Origin of the sequence: Xanthobacter autotrophicus (assembly GCF_029991245.1) — a bacterium.
Lineage (GTDB): Bacteria > Pseudomonadota > Alphaproteobacteria > Rhizobiales > Xanthobacteraceae > Xanthobacter > Xanthobacter autotrophicus_C.
This window is the reverse complement of the sequence record NZ_JAIVFO010000095.1, coordinates 1-17951: the sequence shown is the minus strand read 5'-3', so window position 1 is coordinate 17951 and position 17951 is coordinate 1. Positions and strand designations below refer to the sequence as shown.

Here is a 17951-nt window from a genome sequence, read left to right as displayed (position 1 = left end):
ACCCTGCCCTCCCCCGCAAGCGGGAGAGGGTTCTCGGGTGCGCCCGGTCGAAGCCGCTGCTCTTAAAACTGAGACACGGGCCCGAGGGAGAGGCCGGCGCGGCCGAACCCACGCGTCGCAAGCCGCGAAAGGACGGCGGTGCTGCCGCTTCGGGGTGCGGCGCCGCCGCGCACCCCTGCTGCGAACTTGCTCCGCACTTGCACCCGCGCGCGCACCTCGCCATGTTCAGCGCCGGGCGCGACGCACGCGAGGAGGCTTTCATGACCCAGACCACCGGCCGCATTTTCGACGAGATGGCGCGTCTCGTGAACGACGCCGCAGGGGTCGCCCAAGGCGTGCGCCGCGAGGCCGAGACCGCCATGAAGGCCCAGATGGAGCGCTTCCTGCGCGACATGGACCTCGTCAAGCGCGAGGAATTCGACGCGGTGAAGGACCTTGCCGCCGCCGCCCGCGCCGAGAGCGAGAGCCTTGCCGCCCGCGTGCTGCGGCTGGAGGCCGCCCTGCTCGCCCACACCCATCCCACGCCTGCCGGCCACAGCGGCCCCGCCGCCCCGGCCGATTCCACGGTATCGGGGAACCCGGCCTGACCGGCGGCGAAACGTCTCGGCCTCCCGCACCGCAAAAAAGCCGTGGTGTCGGGCCAGACGGGATACAATCTGTCGTAGCGGGGAAATCTTTACCCGCGATATACTGATTTTCGTGGCGATTCGGAGCCGGTTCGTCGTATCAGGCGTACGACGTGGCGCAGCCTCGCCAGGAGGTCCGTCTTGGGGAATGACCCGTGTTGGGGTATCACCTCAGTGGGCCTCCGCCCGGCACGCCGCGACGCGCATGCCACGTGGCCTCGTTCGCCAAATGGCCTGACACGCGCCAAGTGCCGCGTTCGACCCTCTCCGCGTTCCTCACACCGCGAGGTCGAGGCCATGTCTCTCATCGACATCGAAGCCGATGCACCGGCGAACCCCGTAGATCTTGTGGAGCAGCTCGCTGCCCTCAACGACTGGTCGTTCGAGCGTTCCGACGAGGACGAGATCACCCTCTCGCTCACCAGTCGCTGGACGGACTGCCACGTCTCGTTCCAGTGGATGGACGAGCTGGAATCCCTGCATATCGCCTGCGCCTTCGACTTCAAGGTGCCCGACGGACGCCGCGCCGAGGTTCTGAAGCTTCTGTCCCTGGTCAACGAGCAGATGTGGCTCGGCCATTTCGACATATGGTCGCAGGAAAACGTCATCATGTTCCGCTACGCGCTGGTGCTGGCGGGCGGTGCCACCGCCTCGGACCGGCAGTGCGCGGCCATCCTGGATGCCGCCCTTGACGCCGTGGAGCGCTATTATCCCGCGTTCCAGTTCGTGGTCTGGGCCGGCAAGAGCGCCAAGGAAGCCATGGAAACCGCCCTGTTCGACACGGTGGGCGAGGCCTGATCAAGACGGCCGGCGCGGTTCACCCGCCGGCCGTTGCCTGATCTTTACGTTACGGAACTCAGACACCACCTCACCCCGCGCGCCATCCGCGACGGGGGTTTTTGCGTCGGATCACGCCCCGCGCAGGCTCAATCCGCGTAGGGATTGTCCTTCTGCCGCAGCGTCAGGCGGATCGGCACGCCCGGCAGGTCGAAGGTCTCGCGCAGGCCGTTGACCAGATAGCGGATATAGCTCTCCGGTACCGCATCGGCCCGCGAGCAGAACAGCACGAAGGACGGCGGCCGCGCCTTGGGCTGGGTCATGTAGCGCAGCTTGATGCGCCGGCCCGACACCGCCGGCGGCGGATGATTGTCGGTCACCTGCTGCAGGAAGCGGTTCAGCGGATTGGTGGCGACGCGCTTGTTCCACACCTTGTGGGCGGAGGAGATGGCAGCCACCAGCTTGTCCAGCCCGTGGCCCATGAGCCCGGACACCGGCACGATGGGCACGCCCTTCACCTGCGGCAGCAGCCGGTCCACATCCTCGCGCAGGCGGGTGATGAGGCCGCCGCGGGCCACCAGGTCCGCCTTGTTGTAGCCGATGACGAGGGCGCGGCCCTCGCGCGCCACCAGGTCGGCGATGCGCAGGTCCTGCTCCTCGAAGGGGTGGGTGGCATCCACCAGCACCACCACCACCTCGGCGAACTTCATGGCGCGCAGGGCATCGGCGGCGGAGAGCTTCTCCAGCTTGTCCTCGATGCGGGCGCGCTTGCGCAGGCCGGCCGTGTCGAACACTTCCAGCCGGGTGCCGGCATAGCTCACTTCCACCGAGATGGAATCCCGGGTGATGCCGGCTTCCGGGCCGGTGAGCAGCCGGTCCTCGCCCAGAAGGCGGTTGATGAGGGTGGACTTGCCCGCATTGGGCCGGCCCAGCACCGCCACCTTGATGGGACGGCGCGGCGTGTCGTCCACCTCGTCCGCGGCCGCGGCGTCTTCGTCCTCGTCCTCTTCCGGCTCGGGCTTGGTCTGCTCGGGCAGGGCGTCGCAGATGGCGTCGTAGAGGTCGGAAAGGCCCTCGCCATGCTCGGCGGAGAACGGCAGCGGCGTGCCGAGGCCGAGGGCGAACGCCTCAAGCCGCCCCGCCTCGCCGCCGCGCCCCTCGCTCTTGTTGGCGAGCAGGATCACCGGCTTGCCGCACTTGCGCACGAGATCCGCGAAGGCGCGGTCCGTGGGGGTGAGGCCGATGCGGGCGTCGATCATGAACAGGATGGCGTCGGCATGGCCGATGGCGGCCTCGGTCTGGGCGCGCATGCGGCCTTCAAGGCTCGCGGCGTCCGCCTCCTCGAGACCGGCAGTGTCGACGATGCGGAAGGCGAGGTCGCCGAGGCGCGCATCCCCTTCCCGCCGGTCGCGGGTGACGCCGGGGCGATCGTCCACCAGCGCGAGCTTCTTGCCCACGAGGCGGTTGAAGAGGGTGGACTTGCCGACGTTCGGACGCCCGACGATGGCCAGGGAAAAGGTCATGAAAGGGGCTCTTTGGCCGGGCTTGCGAACGTCCGGCCGGTCAGGTCGAAAAGGGGTCAGCGTTGCTGCTGGCCGCCCTGGGGCGGCGGCGGAAGCTGGTCGACGGAGACGTTGGCGTTGCTCGGCTGGCCGAGCGGCGTCCCATAGTCCACGCCAGGCACGCCGGTAGGGAACACCGGCTGGCGGGTGCCGGAGAGCGGCTTCTTGGGCTGGTCGAAGGGGTTGAACTTGTCGAGGGCCTCGCACCCGGTGGCGGCGAGCGCCAGACCAAGGCCCAGCACCAGCTTCACCGACCTGAAAACGCGACTGTCTTTCGTCATCAGCTGGTCCTCATTGGGTAGCCGCGCCGCCGGGGGCGGCGGGGGCAGGCGCAGCAGCATCGGGCGCGGCGGCTTCGGGCGCCGGGGCAGCGCCGGCGGTGAGGCGGCGGATCAGTTCCGCGCGGGAGCGCACGCCGGGCGGGGTCTCGCTGTCGGAGGTGATGTCGGTGGCGGTCCTGTTGGCGGCGGCAAGATCGCCGGCCTTCAGTTCCGACAGCGCCAGCGCCTCGCGGGCGGCATTGCGCAGCGGCCCGGTGCCGGCGGCGATGGCGCCCACCCGCTGCTTCACCTCGGCAAGGCCGGCCGTATCCACCAGAATCAGCGCGGCGCGCAGCTGGGCCAGATCGCGCACCAGCGCGGGCAGGCCGGCGTCGGCGGCGATGGCGTCAAAGGCGGCGATGCCCGCTGCCTTGTCCCGCGCGGCGGCAGCGGCCGCGCCGCGGAACAGGGCCAGCGCGCGGTAGCCGGCCGGGCCGTCCTTGGCGAGGGCACCGAATGCGGTCTCCGCCTCCGGGAACTTGCCCGCGTCGAACAGGCCCACGGCGGACTGGAAGGCGGCGCTGGCGGTCACCGCCTGCTGGTGGCGCCAGTATTTGTATCCGCTCCACCCGGCCGCGCCAACGACCATCAGCACGATGGCGGCAATGATGAGCCCGCCGAAGCGGTCCCACAGCTTGCGCAGGCGCTCGCGCCGGAGGTCTTCCTCGATCTCGTGAAAAATATCGGTCATGGGGTCCGCGACTTGCGATGGGCCGGCGCACCGGCAAAAGGGCGCGTAAAGTACCCATGCGGCTTCATCGTGGCAAACGCGGCGATTTAAGGGCCTTCCTGCCGGCCGATGCGCCGGGAGACGCCTGAAGCGGTACAAGAGCGGGGCCACGCGGCGATCAGGCGAAACCGTCGCGGCGCCGGCCGAAGATCGGGGCGGTCGGCATGTCCAAGCGGCGACCGGGCCTTCTGCCGCAAGAAGTCCGGCGCAAACGCCTATAAGGTGCCGGTGCCCCGATGCGGGCGAGCATCGGGGAGCAAGATCGCCGACCATGGCCGAGACACCAGCCGCGCGCCCTTCGGCACCGGCCGCCCAATCCTTCGAATATCGCCTGCAGCGCACGCCCGTGGGCGTGGTGCTGCTCGATGCCGATCTCACCATCCGCTCGGTCAACCCGGTGGCCATGCGCCTGCTGGCCCCGCCGGGGGAGAAGTTGGCGGGCGTGGACATCCTCTCCCTCCACCCCGACGAGGCGCGGGAGAAGGTCGCCTTCCTCATCGACCGGGCGCGCACCTCGGCCGACGGCACCTCATCGCTGGTGGTGACCACCGCCATGGGCAGCCTCATTGCCAAGGTCAGCCGGCTGGAGGCGACGCCGGGCGGGCCGGTGGAAGGCTTCTGCATGATGATCCACGCCTTGGCCGAAGCCCCGGTGATGGGCCGGGCGCGGGCGGACGATGCCGACGTTCAGGTGGAGGGCCTCGCCGTGGCCGGGGAAGCGGCCATGAAGGCCCTGTGCCCGCTCATGAAGCTGCCGCTGGTGCAGGGCAAGGGCGACCTCATCAGCCTCATCGATGTCAATGAAGTGGTGTGCCTGGTGGCGCAGGGCCATTATGCCGAGGCGCGCACCCTCGCCTTCTCGGCCTTCTGCCCGCGCCCGCTGGCGGACCTGGAGCGCCGGCTGGACCCGGCGCTGTTCGTGCGCGTCCACCGCCGCTACCTGGTCAATATCCGCCACGTGCGTGCCGCCACCCGCGAGGATGGCGCCTGGCATCTAGTGATGGCCGATACCGCCCAGACCCGCGTGCCGGTGAGCCGCGCCAGAGTGGAGGCGATCCGCCGGCTATTGGCTGTTTGACGCGCCGATTTACGCGCAGTTCCGCACGGCGGCGCTTACCGTTCGTGCAGCCGGGATGCCGTTCATGCAGGACCCCCGTGGGTCGCGCCTTGCCGGTTGAAGGGCATCCGACCGCCCCCGCACCCTCCCCTCAAGACGCCGTCCGGCGTTCTGAACAAGGGGACACAGATGGACCAGCCCGCCGCCGGCTTTCCGGCCCTGCATTTCGAACTCGACCAGCCCGACCGCTACCTGACGTTCCAGGGCATCGATTTTGAGGGCAACATGCGCCGCGTGCTGGCGCATCTCACCCGCTATATCGACGATCCGGCCCACGGCAACGCCTTCTGGGACCGCTTCAAGGCGCGCCTCAAGGCGGCGGAAGCGGGGTCGGCGACCATCTGCGACAAGCTGCTGCTGCTCCATTCCCACGTCTATTACATGGTCGACCTGTTCGAGGAGCAGGAGGACGACATCGCCCTCGCCGACCTGAAGACCCTGGAGGAGGAGTGCTTTTAATGGCGCCGAGCCTCAGCCGTCCTGCTGCGGCGTCCCGGTGGAAAAGCCCGCGCGCTTGAGCCGCACGATGGCAAGGTCCAGGGCCGAGAGGAAGGCCGAGCGGTCGCGCGCGGCGAAGGGCTTCGGCCCGCCGGTGACGGCGCCGGCCGAGCGCAGATCCTCCATGAGGTTGCGGGTGGCCAGCGCCATGCCGATGGAATCGCGGGTGAAGGGCCGCCCGTTGGGGGCGATCACGTCCGCCCCGGCGGCGACGCAGCGGGCGGCCAGCGGCACGTCGGTGGTCACCACCACGTCGCCGCGGACGGCGCGGCCGGCGATGAAATCATCGGCCGCATCCGGCCCCGCCGGCACGGTCACCCGCTCCACCAGCGGGTGGCGCGGCACCGCGATGGGGGTGTTGGCGACCACGAAGACCTTCAGGGCGTGGCGGAAGGCCACCTTGTAGGCCTCCTCCTTCACCGGGCAGGCGTCGGCGTCGATATAAAGGGCGATGGGCGCGTCCCGCATGGGGGGCTGGTTCATTCAGGCCGCCGGCTCGCCTTCCGCAGGCGCATCCTGACACCGCTCACCCTGGCGCGGCGCGGTCGAGGCCCGGCGCTTGCGCCACGGGATGGCGATGTACGCCACATCGTCCAGCATGCCGAGCAGCTTGGCTCCGGTCCCAAGTTCCCGGTCGAGGGCGGCCATGGTCCGCGCGAGGCCGGGGTCCTCGTCGTCCAGCCACACGTCGAGCACGCGGGCGAACAGCACGGCGAGCCCCTTCGCCCGCAGGCTGCCGGCCAGGCCGGTGCAGTCGAGGCCGGCCGACGCCAGCATCCAGCGCTGGGAGCCTTCCGAGAGGCGCAGCAGGTGCAGCGCCAGCAGCGGATCGCGCCGCGCGGACCGGCGCAGCGAGCGCACCGCCTCCTTATGCGGGTCCAGCGCATCAAGCCGGCGCATCAGCACCTCGAACAAGCGCTCCTTGGGCCCCTCCCCCGCGAAATCCTCCGCATCCGGGCCGCCTTCCGCCAGCACGTGCCGGTCGGTAGCGCGGAAGAAGGCGGCGAGCAGATCGTGGGGAGAGGCGAAGGACGCCCGCATCTGCGCCAGCGACACGCCGCAGCGCTCCGCCACGTCGCCGAGGGCGATGCGCGCGAACGGCCGCTCGGCCAGAAGGGCGAGGAAGCTGCGCAGGCAGGCATCGCGGGTGGTCTCGGAGGTCATGTCTTCTCCTCGCGCACTCTCTTGTCGTCGCGCAATCGGGATCGGCGCGCCTTAGAGCCGGATCCGATCAGATCGAACCAATCTGATCGGTGAAGCCGCCCTCTAGCCCGCCAATTCTTTGCCCCTTCTGGTGGCGGCGGCAACCGCTTCCACCATCAACGGGCCGAAACCGGCCGTCTCGTTCATCAGAACTCCAAGGGCCGCCGCGGTGGTGCCGCCGGGGGAAGTGACGTTCTGGCGCAGGGTGGCGGCGGGAAGGTCCGACTGGTCCATCAGCGCGCCGGCGCCCGCCACGGTAGCGCGGGCGATGCGGGCGGCCAGCTCCGGCGGCAGGCCGGCGGCCGCGCCCGCCTGCGCCATCACTTCCGCCAGCAGGAAGGCGTAGGCGGGGCCGGAGCCGGAGACGGCGGTGGCGGCATCCATCAGCGCCTCGTCCTCGATCCATTCCACGATGCCGATGGCGCCGAGCAGGGCGGTGGCGAGATCACGCTGGGCAGCGGACACCTTCGGCCCGGGCACGCAGACGCTCACCCCTCGCCCGATGGCGGCCGGGGTGTTGGGGATGGAGCGGACGATGGCGGCGCCCGCCCCGAAGATGGCGGACATGAAGGCCAGCGTCCGCCCGGCCATGATGGAGACCACCAGCGTCCCCTCCCCCACCAGCGGCGCCAGGGGCGGCAGCGCATCGGGCGCCACCTGCGGCTTCACCGCCAGCAGCAGCACGGATGGCGCGGGAATGTCCGCCGGGGCGGGATTGACGGCGACGCCGCGTGCGGCCAGCGCGGCGGCGGCATCCGGCGGCAGATTCGGATCGAGCACCACGGCCTTGCCGGCGGGCAGGCCCAGCTTCAGCCAGCCGTCCAGCATGGCCCCGCCCATCTTGCCGGCGCCCAGCAGCACCACGGGACCGGACAGGGAATTCAGCACGCTCTCGCTCATTTCCGCCTCGTTGGACCGGCGCACCGCATGGCGGACACGCCTTCATACCGGCCAGCCTTATAACGCCGGGACACTGTAGAGGTGAACCGCGCCGGCCTCACCCCGCGAGCTGCGCGATCACCGCATTGAGCACCGGGACGCCAGCGGGCGTCACGCTCAGCCGGTCGCCGGTGCGGGTCACGAACCCCGCCGCCGCCAAAGCGGCGATGCGCGCTTCATCCACCCGGCCGCCGAGGCGGGCGTGGCGGGCAAGGTCCACGCCCTCCTTCAGGCGCAGGCCCATGAGCAGCATCTCGTCCGCCTGCTCGGCCGCAGACAGGGCCTCGTCGGAGACGATGCCGTGCCCGTGCGTCTCGACCCGCGCCAGCCAGTCTTCCGGCGCGCGCTCGGTGAAGAGGGCGCGACGGGTGCCGTCCACCACCAGCCGGCCGTGAGCGCCGGCGCCGATGCCGGCATAGGTGCCGTAGCGCCAGTAGATCAGATTGTGCCGCGCCTCGGCGCCCGGACGGGCGTGGTTGGAGACCTCGTAGGCGGGAAGGCCGGCCTGCGCCGTCACCGCCTGCGTCACGTCCCACAGGGCGCGGGAGATGTCGTCGTCGGGCAGGATCAGCTTGCCGGCGCCATACAGCCGCTCGAACGGCGTGCCGGGCTCGATGGTGAGCTGGTAGAGCGAGAGATGCTCGCAGCCCTCGGCCAGGGCCCGCCTCAGCTCCGCTGCCCAGCCCTCGGGGGTCTGGCGCGGGCGGGCATAGATGAGGTCGAAGGAGACGCGCCTGAAGGCCCGGCGGGCGATGGCCACCGCCGCCAGCGCCTCGGCCACCGAATGCATGCGGCCGAGGCCCTGCAAATCGGCGTCATGCAGCGCCTGCACCCCCAGCGATACCCGGTTGACCCCCGCCGCGCCATAGCCGGCGAAGCGTTCCGCCTCCACCGAGGTGGGGTTGGCTTCCAGCGTCACCTCGGCATCGGCGGTGAGTGGCCAGGCGGCGTTGACGGCCTCGAGGATGGCGCCAACCGTAGCCGGCGCCATAAGGGAGGGCGTGCCACCGCCGAAGAACACCGTCTGCGCCTGCTTCGGGCCGGACAGGGCGCGCATGTGCGCGATCTCGCGGCGGAAGGCGGCGATGAAGCGCGCCTCATCCGGCGGGGCGTGGCGCACGTGGCTGTTGAAGTCGCAATAGGGGCACTTGGCCTTGCAGAACGGCCAATGGATATAGACGCCGAAGCCGGCGGGGTCGGGTACAGGCGAGGCATGGGGAACCGCGTCCGGAAGCACGGGCGGCGTGGCGGCGGCGGCGATCATGCTCATGTCCTGTGCTCCGCGCCTTCAACGCGTCCTCTCGTGCCCCGGCCGACTGCAGCGCCAGCGGAAGGAGAGCCGGGGCCCAGCGTACCCAGTCCGCCGAAGGCGCTTGCCAATCCGAACGCCGGGGCACCCGATTGCCTGCTGCGCAGGACTCTTGCGCTGGATCCCGGCTCGGCGCTCCGGCTGCGCCGTCGCTGGGCCGGGAAACGAATGGCGTTCGCGCGCGCCGGACGCCACTCTCACCCCTCCAGGCACGCCTGCGACAGCTTCAGGAAGGCCCGCGCCCGGTGGGAGAGGCCGAAGCCCTTGGGCGGCATGGAATGCTTCTCGTCCGCCGTCATCTCCGCGAAGGTCTTGGGATAGTCCTCCGGGACGAACATGGGGTCGTAGCCGAAGCCCTTGGCCCCGCGCGGCGGCCACACCAAAGTGCCCTCCACCACGCCCTCGAACTCCTCCACATGGCCGTCCGGCCACGCCAGGCACAGGGCGGAGACGAAGCGGGCGCGGCGCTGCTCGGGGGCGATGGCGCCCACCTTCTCCAGCTCGGCCTGCACTTTCTCCATGGCCATCTCGAAGTCGCGGTCCGGCCCCGCCCAGCGGGCGGTGTGGATGCCCGGCGCGCCGCCCAGCGCATCGATGACGAGGCCCGAATCGTCGGCGAAGGCCGGTAGCCCGGCGGCATTCGCCGCCGCCTGCGCCTTCAGCCGGGCGTTGCCGGAGAAGGTCTGTTCGGTCTCCTCCGGCTCGGTGAGGCCCAGCTCCCCGGCCGAGACCGCCTCCACCCCGTGGGGGGCGAGCAGCATGCGCATCTCGATCAGCTTGCCGGGATTGTGGGTGGCCACCACGAGCCGGCCCTTCAGGATCCGGTGGCTCATCAGCCCACCGCCAGCTTCTGCAGCCCCACCAGCTTCTCCACCCCGGAGCGGGCGAGCGACAGCAGACCCAGCAACTCGTCCTGCGAGAACGGGGTCTTTTCCGCCGTGCCCTGGATCTCCACGATGCCGCCGGTGCCGGTCATGACGAAATTGGCGTCGGTCTCGGCCACCGAATCCTCGGCATAGTCGAGGTCGAGCACCGGCGTGCCGTTGTAGATGCCGCAGGACACCGCCGCCACGTGGTCCTTGAGCGGGATCTCCTTGACCATGGAGCGCTGGCGCATCCAGCTCAGGCAGTCGTAGAGCGCGATCCACGCGCCGGTGATGGAGGCGGTGCGGGTGCCGCCGTCGGCCTGCAGCACGTCGCAATCGAGGGTGATCTGCTTCTCGCCCAGGGCCACCAGGTCGGTGACCGAGCGCATGGAGCGGCCGATGAGGCGCTGGATTTCCTGGGTGCGGCCGGACTGCTTGCCGGTGGTGGATTCGCGCCGTGTGCGGTCGTGGGTGGCGCGGGGCAGCATGGAATATTCCGCCGTCACCCAGCCGCGGCCCTGGCCCTTGAGCCACGGCGGCAGGCGCTCTTCCAGCGTGGCGGAGACGAGCACATGGGTGTCGCCGAACTTCACGAGGCAGGAGCCTTCCGCGTGGCGCATCACGCCCCGTTCAAAGGAGACCGCGCGCATCTCGTCGGCGGCGCGCTTGCTGGGGCGCATGGGACTTACCTCTTGTCTGGTCATCGGGCGCCCCTTTTAGAGCATTTTCGAGCGAAGTGGAGACCGGTTCGCGTGAAGGAAATGCGGCAGACGCCAAAGAGCGAACGGCTCCCGTGCACGGGGGCCGTTCTTGCGCGGGACGGCGCGAGGGAAGCAAAGCCCCTCCCGATGCACGACACCGCTTGTGCAGCGCCCACTTCATGGACACATAATACGGGTCCCGGGGCAGTCCCGGTTCAGTGGAAAGCGGTGACCCCGTGGCGCTCGATCCGTTCCAGCCCCTGTCGACCGGCGGCCTCGCGCAGATCGACCAGCGCGCGCGGGAGATCTTCCGCCAGATCGTGGAAAGCTATCTCGCCACCGGAGAGCCGGTGGGCTCGCGCAATCTCTCGCGCCTCATCCCCATGACCCTGTCGCCCGCCTCGGTGCGCAATGTGATGGCGGACCTGGAGACGGCGGGCCTCATCTATGCCCCCCACACCAGCGCCGGACGCCTGCCCACCGAGCGCGGCCTGCGCTTCTTCGTGGACGCGCTGATGGAAATCGGCGACGTGAACGAGCGCGACCGCACCAATATCGAGACCCAGGTGATGGCCGCCGCCAAGACCACCACGGTGGAAGGCGTGCTGCAGGAAGCCTCCGCCATGCTCTCGGGCCTCGCCCGTGGCGCCGGCGTGGTGACCGCCACCAAGACTGATCCGCGCCTGAAGCATGTGGAATTCGTGCCGCTGGAGCCGGGCCGCGCCCTCGTCATCCTGGTGTCCGAGGACGGGCAGGTGGAAAACCGCGTGCTGCCCTTGCCGCCGGGCCTGCCCACCTCCGCCCTCACCGAGGCCACCAATTTCCTCAACGCCCGCATCCGTGGCCGCACCCTGGGCGACGCGCGGGCCGAGATGGAGAACCTGCTCGCCGAGCTGCGGCTCGACCTCGACGCCCTCACCGCGCGGGTGGTGGAGGACGGTCTTGCCTCCTGGTCCGGCGAGGAGCCGGGCGACCGCAAGCTCATCGTGCGCGGGCAGGCGAAGCTTCTGGAGGACCTGCGCGCGCTGGAGGACCTGGAGCGCATCCGCCTGCTGTTCGACGACCTGGAGACCAAGCGCGAGGTGGTGGACCTCCTGGGCCGGGCCGAGGAGGCGCAGGCCCTGCGCATCTTCATCGGCTCGGAGAACCGGCTGTTCTCGCTCTCCGGCTCCTCCACCATCGTGGCGCCCTATCGCGACGGGCAGGGGCGCGTGGTGGGCGTGCTCGGGGTCATCGGCCCGACGCGGCTCAATTACGGGCGCATCGTGCCCATGGTGGATTTCACCGCCCGGCTGGTCAGCCGCGTGCTCGGCGCGCCGGGGGTGGATGCCGCCTGAGCGGATCGCCTGGAAGGACGAAACTTTCGGGGGCCGATCCGCGCCGGCGCGCACGCCGTCTTGATTTTTGGCGCCAAGGCCCCGATATCCGCGTTGACATTTGGCCTTTGCCCCTACGGGGCGAACATTCATGGCAGGGGAAGAAACCGGATGAGCGAGCAGAAGCGCGCGCCCGAAACCGGCGGCGACGCAAGCGAAAACGGTGTGAACGCGGGCGTCAACGAGGCGACCGCCGAGGCGGAAGCCCTCGCCACCGCCGACCAGGAGATCGCCGGCGACTTCGCTGCGGAAAAGCAGCGCCTGGAAGCCGAGATCGCGAGCCTGAAGGACAAGTTCCTGCGTGCCTTCGCGGAAGCCGAGAACATCCGCCGCCGCGCCGAGAAGGAAGTGGTGGACGCCAAGACCTACGGCATCGCCTCCTTCGCCCGCGACGTGCTGAACGTGGCCGACGACCTTGCCCGCGCCCTCGGCACGGTGGACGAGGAGGCCAAGGCCACCGCGGACGGTGCCGTGAAGGGCCTGCTGGAAGGGCTGGAGCTGACCGAGCGCGGCCTCGTCAAGGCGCTGGAAAAGCACGGCATCCGCAAGATCGAGCCGAAGGGCCAGAAGTTCGACCCCAACCTGCACCAGGCCATGTTCGAGGTTCCTGACCCGAGCGTGCCGTCGGGTACGGTGGTGCAGGTGGTGCAATCCGGCTACGTCATCGGCGAGCGCGTGCTGCGCCCGGCCATGGTGGGTGTCGCCCGCGGCGGACCGAAGGCCGAGGCGGCCGCGTCCCAGACGTCCGACAAGGACAAGGACAAGGAAGCCGGGGCGGCCTGACGCCCCAGCCTTTTCGCCTGCACCAGGGGCCGGCCGATCGGCTCAACGGCCCTTGGTCAAGCCCGCCGGAGCTGGACGGACTCAAACCCGCCGGTACGACGCCGCCCTTACATTTCGCTGGAGGCGGTGGCCGGACCACTCAGGGTTCTCTCCCCGGACGGCCCGCCGGACAGGAGGTCCGACAGGGCCTCGGCGATGGCCCGGCTGGTATAGGGCTTGGCGACACGCGGCGCGTCGGCGAACTCGGCCGGCATGCGCACGCTGCCGGTGTAGCCGGAGCAGAAAATGAAGGGGATGCCCCGGTCCGCCAGGATCGATGCGGCCGGATAGACCGCCTCCCCCGCCAGATTGACGTCGAGGATGGCGGCATCGACCTTTTCATGGGCGGCGGCGGCCTTGGCACCCGACAGGCTCGAGATGGGCCCCACCACGGTGCAGCCCAGCGACCTCAGATTGTCTTCCAGCCCTAAGGCCACAAGGAACTCGTCTTCCACGACGAGAACCCGCTTTCCCAAAAAGATCATCACCATACGCCCTGACTGACAGCCATTTCCGCGACAACGGATGGACTTGGCGAAAAGTTCCATCCCTTCCGCAGGATGCTGCGGTCGCGAAGCAACACCGCAGGGCGGCGGGAGGAAGCGCGGGACGGGACAACGGGACGGACCTGGCCCGTCCCGGGTCCGCCTCCCGGTCAATCCTTGGCGCGCTCCACATAGGAGGCATCGGCGGTCATGATCACCACGCGGGTGCCGGCGGAAACGTGCGGCGGCACCATGGTGCGCACGCCGTTGGAGAGCTTGGCCGGCTTGTAGGAGGACGAGGCGGTCTGGCCCTTCACGGTGGGCTCGGTGTCCACGATCTCCAGCGTCACGCGCGCGGGCAGCTCGATGGCGATGGGAACGCCGTTATGGGTGGAGAGCATGCATTCCATGCCTTCCTGCAGATACACCGCCGAGTCGCCCATGACGTCCTTGGTCACGATCACCTGATCGAAATTCTCAGGGTTCATGAAGGTGTAGCCGTCCGAATCCTCGTAGAGGAAGGTGTGCGGGCGGTCTTCAACAAAGGCGCGCTCCACCTGCTCGGTGGTGCGGTAGCGCTCGGAGATCTTCACCCCATCGGAGATGCGGCGCATGTCGAGCTGGGTGACCGGCGTGCCCTTGCCGGGATGAATATTTTCAGCGGTGAGCACCACATAGAGCTTGTCGTCGATATCGACCACGTTGCCTTTGCGCAGAGAGCTGGCGATGACCTTGACCACGTCGCGTGTTCCTTGAACTTTGTGCGGCGGCGTGCCGCTCCTGATCCATCGGCGCGCAACATAGCGATCTTGGCGCACAAAACCAGTCTCGTGCCCGCCTTTCTGCCTCCGGCGCCCTGCCGCAACAAGGATTCTGCGCCCTATGGCGGTATCATCGCCCGCCCCGAGCCCCGGCCCGAGCCCCAGCCCGAGCCCATGGTGGAGCCCGTCGATCCATGCCGACCGGCGCCCCTTCCTCATCGCCCGCGGGCGCATGATGGCGGCGATCCGCGCGCGGCTTGCCGCCGAAGGCTTCATCGAGGTGGAAACACCGGCGCTCCAGATCTCCCCCGGCAACGAGGCGCACCTGCACGCCTTCGCCACCGATCTCATCGGCCCGGACGGCACGCGCCGGCCGCTCTATCTGCGCACCTCGCCGGAATTCGCCGCCAAGAAGCTGCTGGCCGCCGGGGAGGAAAAGATCTTCGAGTTCGCCCGCGTGTTCCGCAACCGGGAGCGGGGCATGGCCCACCATCCCGAGTTCACCCTGCTGGAATGGTATCGCGCCGGCGCGCCCTACACCCGGCTCATGGACGATTGCGCCGGCCTGCTCGCCTGTGCCGCGCAGGCCGGCGGGGTATCGGCCTTCGCCTGGCGGGGGCAGACGTGCGATCCCTTCGCCGCGCCGGAGCGCCTGACGCTGGAAGAGGCCTTCGCGCGCCACGCCGGCATGGCGCTCGCCGCCGTGCTCCCTACCCCCGGCGAGCCGCCCGATGCGAGACCCTTCGCCGAGATGGCGGCTGCGCATGGCATCCGCACCGCGCCCGACGACACCTGGGCGGACATCTTCTCGCGGGTGCTGGTGGAAAAGATCGAGCCGCAGCTCGGCATGGGGCGGCCCACGGTGCTGTGCGACTATCCGGTGAGCGAGGCGGCGCTGGCCCGGCCCAAGCCGCAGGACCCGCGCTTCGCCGAGCGCTTCGAGCTTTATGCCTGCGGGCTTGAGCTGGCCAACGCCTTCGGCGAGCTGACCGACGCCGACGAGCAGCGCCGGCGCTTCGAGGAGGAGATGGACGAGAAAGAGCGGCTCTATGGCGAGCGCTATCCCATCGATGCCGATTTCCTGGCCGCTTTGGCGGTGATGCCACCCGCGAGCGGCTGCGCGCTCGGCTTCGACCGCCTCGCGGTGCTGGCCAGCGGCGCCCGCCGCATCGAGGACGTGCTGTGGGCGCCGGTCGGCTGATGGGGAGCCTTGAGGGCGCGTGGGCTAAACCTGGGCCACGCTCAGGCGCCGCGCGGGCTCAGCTGATCTCGAACAGGGTCGAGAAGCCGGAAATGTCGAACACTTCCCGGATCTGCGGCTGCAGCGAGGACAAGGTGAGCTTGCGCTTGGCGGTGCGCATGGCCTTGCCGGCCACCAGCAGCGCCCTCAGGCCCGAAGACGAGACATAGTCCACGCCGGCGAGGTTGACGAGGAGCCCGCCATCGGTGGTGGTCACCACTTCCATCAGGCTTGCCTCGAACGGCTTGGCGTTGGGCGTATCCAGCCGTCCCGCCACCTTCAGCACCACGTCGGACCCGAGCTGCTCACGTTCGATGTGCATCGGCCTCTTCTCGCTTGCGCGCCGCGCCGGGGGCGTCGGTGCCAACCGGATTAGCCTCATTCGCAGGAGCACGCAACGCCACTGCGCTGCGGCGCACCAGCCAGACGCCGCGCTCGAACAGGCTGGTGGCGAGCAGCAGCTGGCGCGCGTCCTCCCCCGTGCCCAGCGCGGAGGCCGCAAGCTGGCGGCGGATGCGGCTCAGCAGGTCGCTGCGATCCCCTGCGAGGGTGATGATGAAGTCGAGATCCTCCGTATCGCCGTCGGTGGCGTCAGCCAGGGACAGGATGATGGTGCGCAGGGATTCGGAGAGGTTGAAGCCGAGGGGCGGCAGGTCGGGAAAGCCCTCCACCACCTCGGTGAAGGCGTGCAGCGTATCCTGCAGGGTACGCACGGTCTCCACCAGCGCCTGCAGGTGCAGGGCGGTCTGGAGGCTGCCGCGGGGCACGCCGCGGGCGATGAGGTCGGACAGGAACTGGTCGATGGCGACGCCGATGGCATTGGCGCCCCGCCACAGGGCCAGGCGCTCCGCCGGCCCGCCGTGGTCCTGCTGGTCGAGATCCGGCAGCAGCGTGGGCAGCAGCTTCACCAGCCGCATGATCTCCTGTTCGGCCAGATCCAGGGCGGTGGCGAAGTCCCCGAGCGCCCGCTCGTGGATGAAACGCGGCTTGGAGGCGCTGTCCTCCATGGTCGGCGGGCTCAGCCGCGCGGCGATGGCCTCGGTCATCCCGCGGGCGAGGGAGACCGGCACCGCCCCCGCCACCTGCAGGGCCAGGAACAGCAGGGACAGGGAGGCCGACGCCTTGCCGCCGCCCATCTGCGCGAGCATGGCCACCGGCTCCGCCCCCAGCCATCCGGCGGCGAGGAACACCGCGCCGACGAGCAGGCAGCCCACCGCCTTCACCAGCACGTGCACGTAGCACAGCTGCCGCCCGGTGCCCTCCAGCTCGCCGGCCGAAAGCACTGCCGAAAGGCCCGAGCCGAGGTTGGCGCCCATCACGATGATGATGGAATCGTCAAGGCCGAGCACCTGCGCCTGCATCAGCGCCACCACCAGGATGGTGGGCGTGGAGGAAGACTGGCTGACGGCGGCGGCGATGAGCCCCAGGAGGAAGCCGACCCAGGGCGAGATGCCGTGGTCGAGCAAAGTGGCGAGGGCGGTCACGTCGAGCGCGCGCGGCCCCTGCTTGATGTAGTCGAGCCCCAGCAGCACCAGGGCCAGGCCGAGGGCGACGCCCATCCATTCCTTGAAGGCCGGGCGGCGGTCGAGCTTGAACTGGAAGCCGAACCCCACCATCGCCACCAGGTAGAGCACCAGCAGGCGGAAATCGATGGCGGCCACGAACACGAGGGCGGCGGTGCCCACATTGCCGCCGGCCACGATGGGGATGGCGTCGCGGGTGGCGAGCACCCCGCCGCGCACCAGATTGCCGCTGATGACCGCCACCGCGTTGGACGACTGGGTGGCCGCACCCGCCAGCGTGCCGCACAGCAGCCCCGCGAACGGCGAGCGGGTGGCGGTGCGCAACAGGTGCCGCACCCGCCGGCCCGTGGCCTGCTGCAGGTGCGTCGACATGATCTTCAGTCCGACAAAGAGCAGGCCCAGCCCGGCGAGAATTTGCGCAATGATCGCCATGGCTGCTCCGCAGCGCCCTCCGTCCAGATCCGGGATGACCGGTGACTTTAGCTCCGGTGTGTATCATTTTGACGACGGTAAAAAGCTGCCAGCACGGCGCCACTTCGCCGCGGGAGCCGGTTGCCAAGTCCGGTTTCCTGGCCAATGCGGGAGCATCCGGCTTGGAACCGGCGGCTGGCCCTACCCGCTACCCACGTCCGGAGCGGCAAATCAGTCCGGCTTGCCGGCGATCAGGGTCAGGTGGTTTTCGTCACCCTCGCGGGCATAAGCCAGGGTTTCGAGGAAGTTGCGCATGAGCTGGACGCCGTGCCCGCCGATCTTGGCATCCTCGATGGAGGCCGGCACCTCCGGCTCGGCGATGGTGGTGGGATCGAACGGCATGCCGTTGTCGATCAGGCACACCGCCACCCGCCCTTCCGGCAGGCGATAGCACTCGATGCGGATGCGCGGGACGGTGGCGCTGCCCTGGAAGCCGTAGGACACCACGTTGGTCAGCGCCTCTTCCAGCGACAGCTCAAGGGCGAACTGGGTGGCCTGCGACCAGCCCTCGCTTTCGGCCAGGGCGCCGAGCCATCCGGTCGCCTTGGTGATGTCGTCGATGCGCGCGTCCACATGGAGGGAGGAGATCAGGCTCTCGGCGCCCGGCAGGGACGGGGGCGGGAAC

21 protein-coding genes are annotated in these 17951 nt (G+C 69.7%); 7 read left to right on the top strand and 14 right to left on the bottom strand.

The annotated features are described in order from the left end of the window. The first annotated feature begins 260 nt into the window (after positions 1-260). Positions 261-587 (top strand): accessory factor UbiK family protein, encoded by a 327-nt coding sequence (locus K9U41_RS15550; RefSeq protein ID WP_282641761.1) that lies wholly within the window; start codon positions 261-263, stop codon positions 585-587. A 336-nt stretch (positions 588-923) separates the two neighbouring features. Next, the gene (locus tag K9U41_RS15545) at positions 924-1424 is read left to right on the top strand and encodes a YbjN domain-containing protein (protein WP_282641759.1); all 501 of its coding nucleotides are present in this window, start codon (positions 924-926) and stop codon (positions 1422-1424) included. Between the two features lie 128 nt (positions 1425-1552). Here the strand turns inward: K9U41_RS15545 and der are convergent, their stop codons facing one another. From der to K9U41_RS15530, 3 genes are read right to left on the bottom strand one after another with little or no spacing between them, the layout of a single operon-like run. Beyond that, positions 1553-2926, bottom strand: a complete 1374-nt coding sequence (gene der / locus K9U41_RS15540) for a ribosome biogenesis GTPase Der (RefSeq protein WP_282641757.1) — start codon at positions 2924-2926, stop codon at positions 1553-1555. 56 nt (positions 2927-2982) lie between these two features. After that, on the bottom strand, positions 2983-3246 hold the full coding sequence (locus K9U41_RS15535) for a hypothetical protein (protein ID WP_282641756.1): 264 nt from the start codon (positions 3244-3246) through the stop codon (positions 2983-2985). A gap of 10 nt (positions 3247-3256) precedes the next feature. After that, positions 3257-3976, bottom strand: coding sequence for a tetratricopeptide repeat protein (locus tag K9U41_RS15530; protein ID WP_282641755.1), 720 nt, complete (start codon positions 3974-3976; stop codon positions 3257-3259). Positions 3977-4286: 310 nt separating this feature from the next. Here K9U41_RS15530 and K9U41_RS15525 point away from each other — a divergent pair, with 310 nt between their 5' ends. Together K9U41_RS15525 and cowN are read left to right on the top strand one after the other, a co-directional pair. Continuing rightward, positions 4287-5093, top strand: coding sequence for a LytTR family transcriptional regulator DNA-binding domain-containing protein (locus tag K9U41_RS15525; RefSeq protein WP_282641754.1), 807 nt, complete (start codon positions 4287-4289; stop codon positions 5091-5093). A gap of 168 nt (positions 5094-5261) precedes the next feature. Next, positions 5262-5591, top strand: a complete 330-nt coding sequence (gene cowN, locus K9U41_RS15520; RefSeq protein WP_282641753.1) for a N(2)-fixation sustaining protein CowN — start codon at positions 5262-5264, stop codon at positions 5589-5591. Positions 5592-5603: 12 nt separating this feature from the next. On the opposite strand, the gene K9U41_RS15515 is transcribed toward cowN, so the two are convergent. The 6 genes from K9U41_RS15515 to rph form a co-directional block, all read right to left on the bottom strand. Then, complete coding sequence (locus K9U41_RS15515) at positions 5604-6113, bottom strand: YaiI/YqxD family protein (protein ID WP_282641752.1); 510 nt, start codon at positions 6111-6113, stop codon at positions 5604-5606. Then, positions 6114-6794 carry a TetR/AcrR family transcriptional regulator gene (locus K9U41_RS15510; RefSeq protein ID WP_282641751.1) on the bottom strand — a complete coding sequence of 227 codons (681 nt, stop codon included), beginning with the start codon at positions 6792-6794 and terminating at the stop codon, positions 6114-6116. It lies immediately after the preceding gene. A 102-nt stretch (positions 6795-6896) separates the two neighbouring features. Beyond that, the gene (gene proC, locus K9U41_RS15505; protein WP_282641750.1) at positions 6897-7733 is read right to left on the bottom strand and encodes a pyrroline-5-carboxylate reductase; all 837 of its coding nucleotides are present in this window, start codon (positions 7731-7733) and stop codon (positions 6897-6899) included. A gap of 97 nt (positions 7734-7830) precedes the next feature. Next, the gene (gene hemW / locus K9U41_RS15500; protein ID WP_432715808.1) at positions 7831-9042 is read right to left on the bottom strand and encodes a radical SAM family heme chaperone HemW; all 1212 of its coding nucleotides are present in this window, start codon (positions 9040-9042) and stop codon (positions 7831-7833) included. A 236-nt stretch (positions 9043-9278) separates the two neighbouring features. Next, positions 9279-9914, bottom strand: a complete 636-nt coding sequence (gene rdgB / locus K9U41_RS15495; RefSeq protein WP_282641749.1) for an RdgB/HAM1 family non-canonical purine NTP pyrophosphatase — start codon at positions 9912-9914, stop codon at positions 9279-9281. Then, a complete protein-coding gene (rph, locus tag K9U41_RS15490; protein WP_282641748.1) occupies positions 9914-10627 on the bottom strand; it encodes a ribonuclease PH in 714 nt (237 codons plus the stop codon). Before rph ends, rdgB begins: the two co-directional genes overlap by 1 nt. Positions 10628-10866: 239 nt before the next feature. Here rph and hrcA point away from each other — a divergent pair, with 239 nt between their 5' ends. Both hrcA and grpE read left to right on the top strand, forming a co-directional pair. Then, positions 10867-11985 carry a heat-inducible transcriptional repressor HrcA gene (gene hrcA / locus K9U41_RS15485; RefSeq protein ID WP_392567246.1) on the top strand — a complete coding sequence of 373 codons (1119 nt, stop codon included), beginning with the start codon at positions 10867-10869 and terminating at the stop codon, positions 11983-11985. A 150-nt stretch (positions 11986-12135) separates the two neighbouring features. Beyond that, positions 12136-12807: a nucleotide exchange factor GrpE gene (grpE, locus tag K9U41_RS15480; protein WP_282641747.1), complete on the top strand. Its 672-nt coding sequence runs from the start codon at positions 12136-12138 to the stop codon at positions 12805-12807. A gap of 107 nt (positions 12808-12914) precedes the next feature. On the opposite strand, the gene K9U41_RS15475 is transcribed toward grpE, so the two are convergent. Both K9U41_RS15475 and efp read right to left on the bottom strand, forming a co-directional pair. Further along, complete coding sequence (locus K9U41_RS15475; RefSeq protein ID WP_282641746.1) at positions 12915-13331, bottom strand: response regulator; 417 nt, start codon at positions 13329-13331, stop codon at positions 12915-12917. Positions 13332-13501: 170 nt separating this feature from the next. Further along, entirely contained in the window at positions 13502-14071 is a 570-nt protein-coding gene (efp, locus tag K9U41_RS15470) for an elongation factor P (protein ID WP_149576591.1), read from the bottom strand. A 142-nt stretch (positions 14072-14213) separates the two neighbouring features. Between efp and epmA the strand changes: the two genes are divergently transcribed. Next, positions 14214-15293: an EF-P lysine aminoacylase EpmA gene (gene epmA / locus K9U41_RS15465; protein ID WP_282641745.1), complete on the top strand. Its 1080-nt coding sequence runs from the start codon at positions 14214-14216 to the stop codon at positions 15291-15293. Between the two features lie 58 nt (positions 15294-15351). Here the strand turns inward: epmA and K9U41_RS15460 are convergent, their stop codons facing one another. From K9U41_RS15460 to K9U41_RS15450, 3 genes are all read right to left on the bottom strand, one after another. Continuing rightward, the gene (locus tag K9U41_RS15460) at positions 15352-15654 is read right to left on the bottom strand and encodes an STAS domain-containing protein (protein ID WP_282641744.1); all 303 of its coding nucleotides are present in this window, start codon (positions 15652-15654) and stop codon (positions 15352-15354) included. Further along, on the bottom strand, positions 15638-17287 hold the full coding sequence (locus K9U41_RS15455; RefSeq protein WP_282641743.1) for a Na/Pi symporter: 1650 nt from the start codon (positions 17285-17287) through the stop codon (positions 15638-15640). Before K9U41_RS15455 ends, K9U41_RS15460 begins: the two co-directional genes overlap by 17 nt. Before the next feature lie 210 nt (positions 17288-17497). Further along, positions 17498-17951 (bottom strand): ATP-binding protein (locus tag K9U41_RS15450; protein WP_282641742.1); only part of this gene is annotated, 454 nt, incomplete at its 5' end.

Coding starts and splice junctions, on each gene's coding strand:
- K9U41_RS15550 (WP_282641761.1), top strand. CDS start 261: ATGACCCAGACCACCGGCCGCATTTTCGACGAGATGGCGCGTCTCGTG.
- K9U41_RS15545 (WP_282641759.1), top strand. CDS start 924: ATGTCTCTCATCGACATCGAAGCCGATGCACCGGCGAACCCCGTAGAT.
- der (WP_282641757.1), bottom strand. CDS start 2,926: ATGACCTTTTCCCTGGCCATCGTCGGGCGTCCGAACGTCGGCAAGTCC.
- K9U41_RS15535 (WP_282641756.1), bottom strand. CDS start 3,246: ATGACGAAAGACAGTCGCGTTTTCAGGTCGGTGAAGCTGGTGCTGGGC.
- K9U41_RS15530 (WP_282641755.1), bottom strand. CDS start 3,976: ATGACCGATATTTTTCACGAGATCGAGGAAGACCTCCGGCGCGAGCGC.
- K9U41_RS15525 (WP_282641754.1), top strand. CDS start 4,287: ATGGCCGAGACACCAGCCGCGCGCCCTTCGGCACCGGCCGCCCAATCC.
- cowN (WP_282641753.1), top strand. CDS start 5,262: ATGGACCAGCCCGCCGCCGGCTTTCCGGCCCTGCATTTCGAACTCGAC.
- K9U41_RS15515 (WP_282641752.1), bottom strand. CDS start 6,113: ATGAACCAGCCCCCCATGCGGGACGCGCCCATCGCCCTTTATATCGAC.
- K9U41_RS15510 (WP_282641751.1), bottom strand. CDS start 6,794: ATGACCTCCGAGACCACCCGCGATGCCTGCCTGCGCAGCTTCCTCGCC.
- proC (WP_282641750.1), bottom strand. CDS start 7,733: ATGAGCGAGAGCGTGCTGAATTCCCTGTCCGGTCCCGTGGTGCTGCTG.
- hemW (WP_432715808.1), bottom strand. CDS start 9,042: ATGAGCATGATCGCCGCCGCCGCCACGCCGCCCGTGCTTCCGGACGCG.
- rdgB (WP_282641749.1), bottom strand. CDS start 9,914: ATGAGCCACCGGATCCTGAAGGGCCGGCTCGTGGTGGCCACCCACAAT.
- rph (WP_282641748.1), bottom strand. CDS start 10,627: ATGCGCCCCAGCAAGCGCGCCGCCGACGAGATGCGCGCGGTCTCCTTT.
- grpE (WP_282641747.1), top strand. CDS start 12,136: ATGAGCGAGCAGAAGCGCGCGCCCGAAACCGGCGGCGACGCAAGCGAA.
- K9U41_RS15475 (WP_282641746.1), bottom strand. CDS start 13,331: ATGATCTTTTTGGGAAAGCGGGTTCTCGTCGTGGAAGACGAGTTCCTT.
- epmA (WP_282641745.1), top strand. CDS start 14,214: ATGGCGGTATCATCGCCCGCCCCGAGCCCCGGCCCGAGCCCCAGCCCG.
- K9U41_RS15460 (WP_282641744.1), bottom strand. CDS start 15,654: ATGCACATCGAACGTGAGCAGCTCGGGTCCGACGTGGTGCTGAAGGTG.
- K9U41_RS15455 (WP_282641743.1), bottom strand. CDS start 17,287: ATGGCGATCATTGCGCAAATTCTCGCCGGGCTGGGCCTGCTCTTTGTC.